The 14,471-nt window shown below is 41.7% G+C and carries 11 protein-coding genes; 7 read left to right on the top strand and 4 right to left on the bottom strand.

Annotated features, from left to right (window positions below; translation table 11 throughout):
• Positions 1–74: 74 nt before the first annotated feature.
• Together NK987_RS16770 and NK987_RS16765 are read right to left on the bottom strand one after the other, a co-directional pair.
• A complete protein-coding gene (locus tag NK987_RS16770) occupies positions 75–1,520 on the bottom strand; it encodes a M43 family zinc metalloprotease (protein ID WP_259264784.1) in 1,446 nt (481 codons plus the stop codon).
• 56 nt (positions 1,521–1,576) lie between these two features.
• Entirely contained in the window at positions 1,577–2,236 is a 660-nt protein-coding gene (locus NK987_RS16765; protein ID WP_259264783.1) for a PorT family protein, read from the bottom strand.
• A 280-nt stretch (positions 2,237–2,516) separates the two neighbouring features.
• On the opposite strand from NK987_RS16765, the gene NK987_RS16760 reads away from it, so the two are divergent.
• The 6 genes from NK987_RS16760 (at position 2,517) to NK987_RS16735 (ending at position 10,523) form a co-directional block, all read left to right on the top strand.
• A complete protein-coding gene (locus NK987_RS16760; protein ID WP_259264782.1) occupies positions 2,517–3,944 on the top strand; it encodes a DUF1593 domain-containing protein in 1,428 nt (475 codons plus the stop codon).
• Positions 3,945–4,049: 105 nt separating this feature from the next.
• Positions 4,050–4,946 (top strand): alpha/beta hydrolase, encoded by an 897-nt coding sequence (locus NK987_RS16755; protein ID WP_259264781.1) that lies wholly within the window; start codon positions 4,050–4,052, stop codon positions 4,944–4,946.
• Positions 4,947–5,053: 107 nt separating this feature from the next.
• Positions 5,054–8,323, top strand: a complete 3,270-nt coding sequence (locus NK987_RS16750) for a S41 family peptidase (protein ID WP_259264780.1) — start codon at positions 5,054–5,056, stop codon at positions 8,321–8,323.
• A 334-nt stretch (positions 8,324–8,657) separates the two neighbouring features.
• Positions 8,658–9,302, top strand: coding sequence for a hypothetical protein (locus NK987_RS16745; RefSeq protein ID WP_259264779.1), 645 nt, complete (start codon positions 8,658–8,660; stop codon positions 9,300–9,302).
• 184 nt (positions 9,303–9,486) lie between these two features.
• A complete protein-coding gene (locus tag NK987_RS16740; protein ID WP_259264778.1) occupies positions 9,487–9,903 on the top strand; it encodes a SecDF P1 head subdomain-containing protein in 417 nt (138 codons plus the stop codon).
• 143 nt (positions 9,904–10,046) lie between these two features.
• On the top strand, positions 10,047–10,523 hold the full coding sequence (locus tag NK987_RS16735; RefSeq protein ID WP_259264777.1) for a hypothetical protein: 477 nt from the start codon (positions 10,047–10,049) through the stop codon (positions 10,521–10,523).
• Positions 10,524–10,736: 213 nt separating this feature from the next.
• On the opposite strand, the gene NK987_RS16730 is transcribed toward NK987_RS16735, so the two are convergent.
• Complete coding sequence (locus NK987_RS16730) at positions 10,737–12,773, bottom strand: S9 family peptidase (RefSeq protein ID WP_259264776.1); 2,037 nt, start codon at positions 12,771–12,773, stop codon at positions 10,737–10,739.
• 189 nt (positions 12,774–12,962) lie between these two features.
• On the opposite strand from NK987_RS16730, the gene NK987_RS16725 reads away from it, so the two are divergent.
• Positions 12,963–14,285 (top strand): acetylxylan esterase, encoded by a 1,323-nt coding sequence (locus NK987_RS16725; RefSeq protein WP_259264775.1) that lies wholly within the window; start codon positions 12,963–12,965, stop codon positions 14,283–14,285.
• A gap of 21 nt (positions 14,286–14,306) precedes the next feature.
• On the opposite strand, the gene NK987_RS16720 is transcribed toward NK987_RS16725, so the two are convergent.
• Positions 14,307–14,429: a hypothetical protein gene (locus tag NK987_RS16720; RefSeq protein WP_258423838.1), complete on the bottom strand. Its 123-nt coding sequence runs from the start codon at positions 14,427–14,429 to the stop codon at positions 14,307–14,309.
• Between the last annotated feature and the right edge of the window lie 42 nt (positions 14,430–14,471).

The following is a 14,471-nucleotide window of genomic DNA, read 5'->3' as shown; positions in this document are numbered from 1 at the left end:
GGAATATAAACTCTTCAACCGGAAATGAAGGTTAAACCGGATTTTCAATTACAAATTATGATGACTTGATTCTATCAAAAGTTACAAATAATGGGCTTGATGCTTGGATCAAGTTGTCCTCTTTTAAATGGCTTTATTCTCGAATCCGGGGCATTGAAGTCTTTGGGCATAAAGAGTGCGTTTTCATACACTTTTGTCATTCGTTCCTTTTGGTCAAAAGTGAAATTGTCCACTACGCTGATGTAATCCATGAAATTTGTGGAGATATAAGGTTCATTTGAACAGTTTGTTCTGTTGTTACTGAACCGTATTGATTGATTTGAAGGAAGGGTATGTGATTGGGTATCATCACAAAAATCACCCGTCTGACAATCCTGAAAGGTATGATAAAGCCCAAGATAATGACCCAATTCATGCGCCAATACATTGTCGTCCCTGTATTGGCCATTGAATAACCTGTAGTCCAATGCTACCATTATAGGGTAAAATAACTCTGTGTCTTCTTCCAAAATTGGATTAAGTCCACCTACTACAGGACTTGTCAAAAAAGGTAAATAAGCATATCCTGCGGCTTGAAGGCTAGAAAGATCCTCAATAAAAACATTGATATATTGAGAAGGGTCCCAAAGGCTGTTAAACTTTAATTGCAATAGTTCTTGGTCTTGGGCATCTAGAAAAACCTTGTTTGTCATTATCCTGTTGACGCCTTTTGTCTCCATCAGACTGCCATCTGGATTTCTGTCTGCCAATCTAAACCTGAATCCGGCATCCACTGCATTTAAATTCCTTCTGAAAGAACTCCTTATGCCACCGCTAAAAGCAATATTCGAACTGTTTATCTGACTTTCAAAAGAAGATTGGTTAGGGGTGAAAAGATTCGAAAAAACATGGAATACCACCTGAAATTCCTTGATTGGATAGGAAACATCCTGTCGGGAATTGATTTTTAGAATATTGCTATCAATACCAAAAACAGAGGCTTGCACATCGATCAACCCGATTTGAGTGATTGGAATGCCAGTCAATCGGTTTGTATTTACATTTCCGACCTGTAAGGAAAGGTTCCTTTTGATTTGTTCTTCCACTCCGGGTATTTCCCCATCAGGTCCAAAAGCCCTCAGGGTGAAATCATAGGGTTCGTTGTTGACTAGTGTAAATTGATTTCTGGTCTCGTTGGAAAAATCCAAGACCAGTTCTTGGATATAATCTCCCTCCACTACTTCAATCTCAACCTCATTGCTAAATGTCAGTTCACGGGTGGGAAACATGACCCTAAGCTTGTATTTGCCTGGCTTGGAAAGGTCAAGAGAAGGTTCTTTGATCACAGAGTCCCCCAAATAAATCACGTAAGGCACGTCAATATTATTCAAAAAAGGTCTGTTATCCCGGTCAAAAAAACTAACAGTCAGGTTGAAATCTTCCTCTCTGTTTTCTGTAAAAAAGATGGTTTTGGAGGAGATCACTTGAATTTTATTGATTTGATTGAGGTAAAATGAATTTTCAGCTTCTCTGTCAGTCATACAGGAATTGAACAGCAGAAGCGTCAAAAAAGCGAAAATTAAAAGGACATTTTTCATTAGTATACTAGAATGAGTTGAACCTGATTGATACTGTTGGGAATAACCGGACTATTGACAAAATCATTGAGAGATTGATAAAACCTTAATTCTACAAGTCTTTTTCCCAAATAAGCTCCCGCCCCAAAGGAAAATCCATATTGGAGTTTGTTGATTTCTACCTCGAAGTTATTGACCGAATTGCCATTAAGAGTGGTGCTTTGTGAACTGTTTAGGACATATTTGGCAAAACCCCCGGCAGAAATTGTTCCTTTGTATTTTCCTCCATAAGTCAATACCAAGGGCAGCGCATCCACACCGAAGATCAGGTTGCTAAAGGAAGTGATGGCTTCGATATCAGGATTGATGGAATTGTTGTTGATGTTTTGGTATTCCATGTAGGGTTCAAGTCTGAACCTGTGGTAATCGCTCATTTTCCAGTCAAAGACCATTCCCAAAGCTGCTCCGAATTTATAGTCCGAAGCTATCTGCCCAAAGGACAAATCTCCGTAGTCAAAGAAGTTCATTGAAGGGGAAAAGCGGATTCCTTTTTTAAATTCGCTTGATTTTTCAGGAATACTGTCATTGAGTATCGTACCTTTTGCCTCGATTCCCGACATGATAAAGCCTATTAGCGGAAGTATGACAAAAAAAGACTTTTTGATTTTGATGATTTTCATTTCAATAGGGATTATTCCTGTTTTATTTCCATTTTCCTGTTTCAGGGCCTTTCTTAAAAAATCTAGTGAATTCAAAAGTCTGGCCCATTATTTCAGAAAACCTAAAACTATTGAATTGGAATTGAAAATCCGATTTGATAACATGTTTAGTTTTTAAAATTTTGGATTCTGATGATAAAAAATTTTTATGAATCCTTTTTCACTTCATTTTTAATTTGAAGAAAGGAGATTTATTCTAATTATTATTAACTTAAAAACTTCAAATAAACCTGAAATTTCGATGCCCTATAGATCTTTATTCCTCATTTGTTGTATAGTCTTACTTACTGTTAATCAGGCATTAAAAGGACAGACAATACTTTCCTTCGAAGAGCCCGTCAAACAGCGGCTTTTTGTCCTGACTGACATCACCAATGAACCCGATGACCAGCAATCTATGGTTAGGCTTTTGGTATATGCCAATGAATATGACATCGAGGGAATAGTGGCTACCACTTCTACCCATTTGCGAAACGGAATCCGGAAAGACAAAATCGAAGAATTGGTGCGCAACTATGGAAAGGTCAAATCAAATCTTGACAAACATGCTTCTGGATTTCCTACAATGGAATACCTTCTGAGTGTTACAACGCAGCACCTCCCATTGTATAGCATGGATGGAGTGGGCGAGGGCAAGGATTCTCCGGGTTCGGAAATGCTGGTCAAAGCCGTGGACAAAGCAGACGAAAGGCCACTATGGGTTTCTGTCTGGGGCGGGGCAAATTGTCTGGCACAGGCACTTTGGAAAGTGCAGCATACAAGATCTGAAGCTGAACTTGCAAAATTTGTTTCCAAGCTCAGGGTTTATGGAATTTCTGATCAGGACTTTGCTGGGATCTGGGTCAGGCATAATTTTCCTGGAATCTTTTATATCGTGGATGCAAGTGCGGGAGACAATTGGAGAGAATATTACAAAGCAACCTGGACGGGGATTTCCGGCGACCGTTGGTACAAAAATGCCCCTTTGGTAGATTTTGAGTTGGTCGACAATCCATGGTTGAATGCAAATATCAAGGAAAACCACGGTCCTTTGGGAGCCAATTACCTTGATGTGATTTATATCATGGAAGGCGATACCCCTTCTTTTTTTGGTTTGATCAATAACGGTTTGGGTTGGTACAAAAGCCCCACATACGGCGGATGGGCCGGGCGATATGAATGGTGGCAATCTTACGGAGAAAAGGATGAAATCTGGACATCCTCCATCAATACCCAAGATGAAATCACCCTGGCCGATGGCCGAAAGGAAGCTTCCAATCAGGCGACTATCTGGAGATGGAGAAAAGCTTATCAGCATGATTTTGCGGCAAGGATGGACTGGAATATCGCCGATGATTTCAAAAAAGCCAACCACAATCCTGTAGTGGTACTGAATGGAAACAAAGGAAAAGCTTTGGCTTTTGGTAAAGTTGAAAAGGGAAAAACCGTCAAACTTTCCGCGAAAGGAACCATAGATCCCGACGGAGACCAAATCAGGTACAAGTGGTGGATCTACAAGGAAGCGGGCGCTTATACAGGAAACCTGGAATTATTCGACCCGCATGCCATGGACATTGAATTTGTCATGCCTGAATTGGGTGAAAATCAGACCTTGCACATTATCCTCGAAGTTGAGGATTCAGGTAGCCCTTCTTTGGTATCTTACAGGAGGGTGGTATTAGGCAATTGAAAGTGTTTGAATTTCGATTGGTGGAATTATTTCCCTTGGTAAATATCCGCTTAGGCTATTAAAATTTTCAAAATAAATTGTAAGTCTTCCAAAATAAATCAATTCATGAAATACCTTTTTCTTTTTTGCTTTTGTCTCATGTCATCTTTGCTTTTCTCCCAAACCGAAATGCCTCTATATGAGGGACCGATTCCTAATTCCAAGGATGTGCCCAATGTTGAAACTTCTGAAGTAAGGCCTGATGGGATTTTGATTATCAGCAAAGTAACCGTCCCCACACTGGCTGCTTATCTTCCGTCCAAAGAAACAGCAACGGGCAAAGCCATCATCATTTGTCCCGGTGGCGGATATTGGTTGTTGGCGGCAGGGCATGAAGGCCATGATGTGGCAAAGGAATTTGCCAAAAAGGGAGTGGCTGCTTTTGTGCTGAAATACAGGTTGCCAAATGGATTGGCCATGGAGGACAAAAGCATCGGGCCGCTTCAGGATGCACAGCGTGCTATCCAAATGGTCCGGGAAAATGCAGCCAAATGGAATATAAAACCAGATCAGATTGGAATCATGGGCTTCTCAGCAGGCGGACATTTGGCTTCCACTGCAGGTACTCATTTCAAAAGGGAAGTAATCGAAAACCCAAAGAAAACCAGTCTGAGGCCGGATTTCATGGTCTTGGTATACCCTGTGATTACTTTCGATAAAGAGGTCGGCCACAGTGGTTCGTCCAAAAATCTGATCGGTGAAAGACCTCCCCAAGGGATGATCGACCTCTATTCCAATGACAAGCAAGTCACCGCCGAAACGCCACCAACCTACCTTGTTCATGCGAAAGATGATCCTGTCAAAATAGAGAACTCCTACCTTTTCGAAGCGGCATTGAAGCAGAATAATGTTCCCGTGGCCCATACCTACTTCGAAAAAGGCGGTCACGGATACGGTATGATCAATCCCACTTCTGAAGTCCGATGGATGGATGATGTCGAAAAATGGATGAAGGCCTTGTAAGGGCCTTTTTTCATTTCTGTCCCATAATCTCCCATTTTCAAACCATGGCTATCAAAAAATATCTTTAAAGTCGCTAACTTTTGAAAAATACCAAAACCCAAACCACTATGAAAAAACTATTGACCTTTCTTTTTTTCGTTGGCACTGTCCTGCCATCCTTCGCCCAGATCAATGCGAAGTTGATGCGGTATATGGATGTCTCGGATTCCCATATCGCTTTTGTATTTGGCGGAGATATCTGGACAGTTCCCAAAGCGGGAGGCATGGCCACCCAATTGACGAGTTCGCCCGGAGAAGAATCATGGCCGAGATTTTCCCCTGATGGGAAATCCATAGCCTTTTCAGCGAGCTATAATGGTAATCTTGATGTGTTCATGATGCCGGTTACTGGAGGTGTTCCGACACGGGTGACCTACAAGTCTTTCCCTGATCGCATGATCGACTGGCATCCTGATGGGAAGCAGTTGCTGTTTGCATCCACCGGAGAACTAGGCGGAAGAAGGCTGCTGAACCAGTTTTTCTTGGTCAATAAAGAAGGTGGCTTTCCGGAAAAGTTGCCTTTGCCCTATGGAGAATTGGCGAGTTTCTCACCTGACGGAAAACATTTGGCCTACATCACCAAAATCACTGAAAATTATCCTTTCAAAAGAATCCGCAGTGGCAACAACTCAGATATCCTGATCTATGATATGACTTCCAAAAAGGTCGAAAATGTTACCAACAGGATAGCTATTGACGGAAAACCGGCCTGGTCGGGAACCACGGTTTATTTTCTTTCGGATGATAATCCTGATATGAGGCTGAATATCTGGTCTTATGATACCAAGACCAAAGCCTTGACACAGCTGACAACCTTCAAGGATTTTGATATTTCCTACCTATCGGCTAGCGAAAAAGAATTGGTTTTTGAAATGGGAGGTGACCTGTATCTGATGGACCTTGCTACCAAAAACTACAAAAAAGTAGATGTTCACGTGGTAAGTGACCTATCTGTTGAAATGGCCCAGCAAAAAGATGTGAGCAAAAACATCGCCAATATGACCGTTTCACCAGATGCCAAAAGGGTTGTTTTTCAGGCTAGAGGCGAGCTGTTCAATGTACCTTCGAAGGAAGGTTTCACCCTCAACATGACCCAATCATGCGGTGCTTTGGACCACAGCCCAGCTTGGTCTCCAGACGGTAAATCTGTTGCCTATTGGAGTGACCGATCAGGGGAATATGAAATTTACCTTCAAAATACCCAAGGAAATCAGGAAGCCAAAAAGTTGACCGACCGAAAGGGAGGATTTGGATACACCTTGCATTGGTCTCCTGATAGCAAAAAATTAGCTTTCATAGATGAAAAGCACGATATCTCCATAGTAGATGCTACCTCCGGTCAGATCAAAAAAGCAGGCAATACCCATTGGGTCATTGGACATGGTGGAGCTCCGGGGTTCCCGATCAGTTGGTCGCCCGATTCTAAGTATGTGACATTTCCGATTGGTCTTGAAAATGCAAATACCGCCATTTTCATCTATGATGTAGAAGGAAACAAATTGACCCAGGCGACTTCAGGGTATTACTCAGATGATTCTCCGACATTTAGTAAAGACGGAAAATACCTCTTTTTCCAGACCAACCGGAATATGGATCCTGTTTACTCAGCTTTGGGTGACGGCACATGGGTATATCCCAACGCGACCCAAATCGGGGCAATCAGCTTGAACAAATCTGTGGCTTCTCTTTTGGCTCCAAAAAATGACACCATTACAATTGCCGCGGACAAGAAGCCTGATGAAAAGAAACCAGAAGAAAAGAAGGCCAACGGCGTTCAGGTATCCATTGATTTTGATGGATTGGAGTCTAGGGTGGTAATCCTTCCTGTCAAGCCGGGGAATTTTGGAAAGATGACAGCCATCGACGACAAATTGGTTTTCATGCGGTATCCTAGGACCGGATCGGGAGACAATGGCTCAACCTTGATGTATTATGATATCAAGGAGAGGGAGGAAAAAACCATTTTGGATAAGGTGAACAACTATGTTGTCTCTGCTGACGGCAAATCCATTTTGATTTCCAGCAATGGACAATTTGGAATCATTGCAGCAAATGCAGCACAAAAAATAGAGAAGCCTATCCCTACCACTGGTCTTGTGATGAATTGGGTGGCTAGGGAAGAATGGAATCAGATTTTCAATGATACCTGGAGACGATACAGGGATTTCTTCTACGATCCAAATATGCAGGGTGTGGATTGGGAGGATATGAGGAAGCGTTATGGAGCTTTGATCAAAGATGCCAGAACACGTTGGGACATTACCAATATCCAATCCAACATGCAGGCAGAACTTGCCGCAGGCCATACCTATACCAATGGCGGTGATGTAGAATCAGTGACGCCATTGATGACGGGATTTCTTGGAATCGAGTGGGCAAAAGACGGAGACCGATATAAAATAAAGAGGATTGTAAAACCCGCTGCCTGGAATACCGAAGTCAGGTCGCCTTTTGACAGGTCAGGCGTGGAGGTGAAGGAAGGGGATTATATCCTTGCTGTCAATGGCATCAAGCTCGATCCCAACAAAGATCCTTATGCGGCATTTGAAGGTTTGAGCGGAAAGACTGTTTCCTTGACAGTGGGGCAGAAAAACGGCAATTCGGAATCAAGCAAAGACGTGGTCATCACCTGTCTTTCTCCGGGCGAAGAGTCAAACCTCAGATACCTAGAGTGGCTGGAGAATAACAGAAAACTAGTCGAGAAGCTTTCCGATGGACAGCTTGGCTATGTCTACATGTCCAATACTTCCGGTGACGGTCAGCGGGAATTGGTCAGCATGTATTATGGCCAATTGGACAAAAAAGGATTTATCATCGACGAAAGATTCAACGGTGGGGGTCAGTTGGCAGACAGATTTTTGGAATTACTCCAAAGACCGGTAGTCTACAACCTGCATTGGAGACATGGCCGTGACCATACCAACCCGATCAAAGCCAATACCGGACCGATGGGTATGTTGATCAACGGTTGGGCAGGTTCCGGCGGTGATGGACTTCCTTGGGCTTTCAAGGTGTTGAAAGCAGGACCGATTGTAGGAGAAAATACACTCGGGATTTTGGTTGGTCCGGCTACAGGACATCAGTTGATAGACGGTGGAGGAATCACCGTTCCGGATGCCAGACTCTATGACAATGCTGGACATTGGTTTTGGGAAGGAGAGGGTGTAAGTCCGGATATCGTCGTGTGGGATGACCCAAATCTTATGATGCAGGGTAGAGATCCGCAGATGGAAAGGGTAGTGCAGGAAGTATTGAAACTCATTCCTACCCATCCATCTACCATGACTCCTGCTCCGGCCTATGAAGACAGGACGGCGAAAGGAATGAAGAAGAAGTAATATGATTATCCGCTCTTCCCGGTATATCCAAATCAAGCCTATGACTTGCGGATAATCGACCATAGTCGATAGCCGACAGTCCACAGCTTGTGCAATTGAACCTCAACCCGAGTTTTATTAGGATAGTTACCATAAAGCGTACTACATTAAAAAATAAATTGTTTTATCAATCCTAATTCCTACAAGATTCACTCTCGCCGGAATTGGGATTTTTTTTGAAAAAGGGTTTTCTGTCCTGATTGGTAAGGATTGTTGGATTATTGGCAAATAATCATTTAAGCCTAATTTTTTTTCCAATAAATTCAAATCAATAATCCAAAAAATTGATTTTAATATGTTGTCAGAAGAAGAAAAAGAGCTTATCAGATTAAGGGAAACTTGCCGGTTTGAAGTCAGGGAAAAACTTCAAAATGAAGCTGACAAAAAGATTGGATGGGGGAAAGTGATTTATTTTTTCAACAGCAAACTCGGCCTTTGGATATTGTCTGCTGTTTTTCTCTCCGGTGGGGTGGTGGCCTATGATGATTATAAAGAGAAAAAAGAAGACAAAAAATCCCAAACCGAATTGGTGGAAAAACTGGATTTGGAGATCAGCTACAAGTTCAATCGGGTGATATATTTTATCGATGAACTTAGCGATAAAAAAGGTGAAAACTCCCAGATTCTAATCACGGCGAGTATAGACGATGTACGTGAAATCGCCTTGGGTTTGGATAAATCTTCAGGGAAAAAGGGCGATTTCCTCAATGGGGATTTTCAGAATTGGAGCCTTTTGGCGCTGATGGTCGAGCTCAGGAGGCAACTGTTGAAATCAGGGATTAAGGATGCAGAATTGGATCAGGTGATTACCCACATGACTGATCTCCCCGCGTTTTTTGAAGGCAAGAACATTGACTATGCCAATATTCCTGCGATCAAAAAACTGATCAGGGAAAATTTGATTTTATCTAGATGGGAAAATCAAGGCTTTACTTTATAGAGGTCAAGATCCTAACTTCCGTCAAACATTTGAGGATAGAATTGAGTGGGGATAAATTATGCCTATTGCAATTCCTGTTTTGGCTAGGTAAGTATAGCTTTGGTATTTTTATAAATAATTTGGCAGCAATTTAATTTTAGAACAGATGAGTAAATTCAGAACTACATTAATTAAATTGACATTTTTGTTTATTCTGACAAGTTGTGGCAGACAGAATGGTGTTATTGAATTTAATATTACAAAAATTGGGGGATTGTATGAACTTGCTGAAAATGGTAAAGAGTATAAATTTTATAACAGTGAAGAATCATTTAAGTTAGATACGACAACATTCATTTCATTTGCGGACTTTGACAAATTTTTTCGCGAAGAATCCGACCACGAAATAATTTATTCTTTGGGTTTCAGGCTTAATGATGTAGGAATATTGAAATTTAAAGAAATGACCGAGAGAAATGTGGGAAAGCCATTATGCTTTGTAATTGGGAACAAAATAATGGCAGTACCAATCGTACAGGTCTCTATCCCCAACGGACAGGGGAGTATAACGGTCGCTGATAAAAGCGAATTGGAAGGAATGATTGATTACCTTGAAAATTAATCAACTGCCAACAAAATATTTGCATCATTGCTTGTGACGTGTTGGTTTGTTAACTTGTATTTTAAAGAACGTTTTGTCTGCTGGACTGTGATATGCTTTTAATACAGCAACGCGGCATAAATTAACGGTACCAAACAGATAAAATGAAAGCACTACTTATAATTGGAATCTTTTTCATTAGCCAAGTCACTATTGCTCAAGTAGACTGTTCTGAAAGATTAGTGAAAACTAAAACCTCAAATGGAATTATTATGACTGTCAGTAGCCTTATTTATTCAATACCAAAAGATTTTTCAAGATTTATTCCAGATAAAGAAGACATAATTCAGATTGAAAAATTACTAAAAACCAAGATTGCCAAGATAAATAAAGAACATCCAAATCAGTTTAATAACAGTGAATATTTAGAGAACAACCTTTTAAATTACAATAGACAGTATTTTGGCTATATAGATGAAAATGGAGAAAAAGTGATTTATATAAATCTGTTTAAAGAATCTGTTGAATGTGATATGGATACTGAATTAATGGTTTTAGATGGTTGTAGTAATTATTGGCGGATAAGTTTTGTGTTAGATACACAGGAATTTAGGGACTTCAGTGTAAATGGATGCGCATAAAAAAATAAAAACGTACGCTAAAGACCCTCCTAGCTGTAGTCAAACGTCAAATGCTAGGACTGGATGGAATTTGTAATTCCACCCTTTTATCCTTCCAATTTGCAATTGGAATTTTGGCTTTACAAAACAATTTTAAGTTTTTGTTGAAAAGGTAGAATTACAAATTCAAAATCATAAAAAGGCGTAGTTACAAACTACGCCAAGAGGGCAAAATCAGGGCTTTTCCTTATAATGGTCAAACCAACTCAATATCGCAGCCACTTTACTCATCAGCATACTTGGCTTGTCAACCAATCCGTGGGAAGCATTGGGGATTCTGACCATAGCTGTTTCGACTTCTTCTAACTTCAATGCGGCATAATATTGCTCAGATTCTCCTATCGGAGTTCTGAAATCTGATTCGCCTGTCAGCAACATGGTCGGGGTTTTGACATTGCCGACCAAGGAGATCGGGGACCGCTTCATATAATTTTCAGTTTCTTCCCAAGGTTTTCCCGGGAACCAATACTTGGTAAAGAACGCCGGATTATCAGCATAGAGGGCATGGCTGTACCAATTGATGACAGGCTTGGCAACTACGGCAGCTTTGAAACGGTCTGTTTTCCCTATGATCCAAGCAGTAAGTACACCTCCACCACTTCCTCCGGTAACAAACAGATTTTTTGTATCGATGTAGCCTTTAGCAATCACGGCATCCACGCCGGACATCAGGTCATCATAATCGTTGCTCGGGTAATTGTGGTGGATGAGATTCCCAAATTCTTCTCCATATCCGGTGCTACCTCTAGGATTGGTATAGAGGACGACATAGCCGGCAGCAGCCATCGCCTGCAATTCATATGTGAATGATTTGCCATACATGGTGAATGGTCCTCCATGGATTTCGAGGATCATCGGGTATTTTTCCGCAGGATCGAAATCAGGAGGCGTGATGATCCATCCCTGTACTTTCCTTTTGTCAAAAGACGATTCCCACCAGATTTCTTCTACACTGCCTATTTTTCTTGAGGCAAATAAATCGTCATTGACCCTTGTGAGCCTGTTGGTATTTCCATCTCCCCAAGTACCCAAATCAGCCGGATGCTCCGTTCCCCCTAAAGTATAGGCAAAGCGATGATTAGCAGAAACTGTAAACTGTCCCACAACATATGGTCTGCCCAAATCCAAGCCACCAAGTCCCTCAGTGATGGTCCGTACTTTTCCCGTAAGTGCAACATGGCCTATTTTGATATCTCCATGTTCGCCATATTGGAAATAAATTCCCCTGCTGTTTCCTTCCCAAATGATATTTTCAATATCTCGGTCAAGATCCCCACCAAGCATTTTGGAGTCTGTTCCGTCGGCATTCATTACATAGAGTTTGGTCACCTGATATCCCTGAAACCTGTCGTCAAATCCCAAATAGGCGATTTTGCTGCCGTCGGGAGACAATACAGGATTAGAGTCAGGACCAAATCTTTTCGTCAAAGGAGTGATTTTTCCATCAGAAAGGGTGAGTTGGTAAACTTCGGAATTCAATGGTTCGAGCTCGTGCTTTTCGTGGAGGTTTGCAGAAAATATGAGCGACTTTCCGTCTTTGGACCAAATTGGATTGCCATGGTTCAATTCGGAAAAAGTGAGTTGGGTAGGTTTTCCGCCGTCGATTCCCAAAGTAAAAATCTGTGTGTTCCCGCTTTTTAAGTAGCCCGCTCCGTCGCTCCTGTAGTTCATCTGATCAATATAAATCGGTGCATCGTTCCATTTTGCTCCCGCAGGTTTTGTAGGGATTTTAAGCAATGTTGACTTGTTTTCTTTTGGGACAAACATGGTAAACGCCAGTTGTTTGTCGTCTCCGGACCATGACACTTCTCCGGGTGCAATTGCCGAATTGGTCAAAGCCACAGTCTCTTTCGTGTCAAGCCACATCAGATAAAGCTTCATTTTCTCATCCTGCATATTGGATTTGAATACAATCTTGCTGCCGTCATGTGACCATCTCGGCATAAAATCCCGCTGATTTCCTTGGGTCAGCGGCCTGTTTTGACTTCCGTCAAAATTGACTATCCAGAGATTGGACAGGTCGCTGTCAGTCATGACATCCTTGAAATTGCGGACATAAATGATCTTGCTGCCATCCGGTGAAATCTGCGGATCGGAGACATATTCCAGATCAAAAAGGTCCAAAAGTGTCAGGTTGGACTTTGTCTGTCCTATTGCTTCATAGGAAAGCAGGAGGAATAAAAGGGGTAAGTAGCTTATTATGCGTTTCATAAGGGGGAGTTTGGCTGGTGGATGATAGTGTTATTATGGAAATTGAATATAAGGTAAATCATTCCTTTTTAATAGCCTAGAATGAAATGTGTAAACGGAGATTCAAAAAAAGAAGGAAGGTACAGGATTCTAATTGCTCATAATAATTGCAGATTTCAAAGTATATTCAAGCGACAAACCAAAATGACCATGAATCAAAAATCAACTTTCAAACCAAACCTGCATTTCCATTTTGGGATGCTGCTTCTGCTTTGCTTTAGCATTTCTGTTGAGTCTTTTTCCCAGATCCCAAGGCAATTCCTCGAAATCTCTGTCGTCCCGGACAGGGAAGATTGGACCTATAAAACAGGTCAGAACGTGGAATTTTCTGTTTCTGTCACCCAATCAGGCCGACCTGTAGCTGTAGAAAATGTCCGCTATGTAGTCAAAGAAGAAAAAATGGAACCGATCAAAGAAGGCTCCTTGAAACTGAAAGATGGAAAGGCAACCATCGAAAAATTCACTATGAAAAATCCCGGATTCCTCAGGTGTGAGGTTTTTGCAACCATAGACGGAAAAGAATATCGGGGTATCGGAACCGCAGGATTTGAGCCTGATAAAATCAAACCTACCGTCAAAATGCCAAAGGATTTTGAAGAGTTTTGGAACACAGGAAAAGCTGAACTTGCCAAAATCCCGATGGATGCCAAGATGGTCCACCAACCTGAAAGAAGCACAGACCAAGTGGATGTATATCATGTCAATTTTCAAAATGTGCGAAATAGCCGAATTTATGGCGTCTTGTCTGTACCCAAAGGCGGCGATAAATATCCTGCTATTTTGTTGGTCCCCGGTGCAGGTATCAGGCCTTACTTCGGTGACGCCAACAAATCTGTCCGTGGGGCGATTACCTTGCAGATCGGTATCCACGGAATCCCGATTGACATGAATCAGGAAGTATACAACAACCTTGGTTCTGCGGCTCTGAATGGTTATCCGACTTTTAATATTTGGGACAAAGACCTTTACTATTACAAGAGGGTTTATTTGGGATGTATCCGTGCGGTTGACTTTTTGGTTTCCCTACCCGAGTATGACGGCAAAAATCTAGGCATCCAAGGCGGAAGTCAGGGTGGCGCGTTGTCGATCATTACAGCGGCCTTGGATCCTCGGATCAAATACCTCACTGCCATGTATCCGGCCATGAGTGACATGACAGGATATCTCGAAGGAAGGGCAGGAGGTTGGCCCCATGTTTTTGCCGGTAATAATTTACAGAAATTCAACAAGCCCGAAGTCATCGAAACCATCGGTTATTATGATGTGGTCAATTTTGCAAGGATTCTCAAAACCCCCGGATTTTACACTTGGGGATACAATGATGACACTTGCCCACCTACTTCCTACTATTCAGCATTCAATGAAATTAAAGCCTCAAAAGATGTTTTTGTGGTTCCTGAGACCGGGCATTGGACTTATCCTGAGCAAGGTAAAAAAGCTGACGACTGGATTTTTGGAAAGTTTGGAAAATGAGTTTTTGACACCAAAAAGTTATTACACATAAAAAACTCCCGCAGCTGCATCGGTTTCATAAAAGAAAGATTCAATGAATTCGAGATAGATGCGGGAGATTATTTTACTCAAAATAATGAACCTGTTGTTTCTTGAGAGAAACATCAGAGACTGGGTTTGAAGGGTCGAAGTCAGTCAAAGTGGACT

This window comes from Aquiflexum gelatinilyticum, assembly GCF_024813435.1.
Lineage (GTDB): Bacteria > Bacteroidota > Bacteroidia > Cytophagales > Cyclobacteriaceae > Cognataquiflexum > Cognataquiflexum gelatinilyticum.
This window is presented reverse-complemented; position numbering and strand designations above follow the sequence as displayed.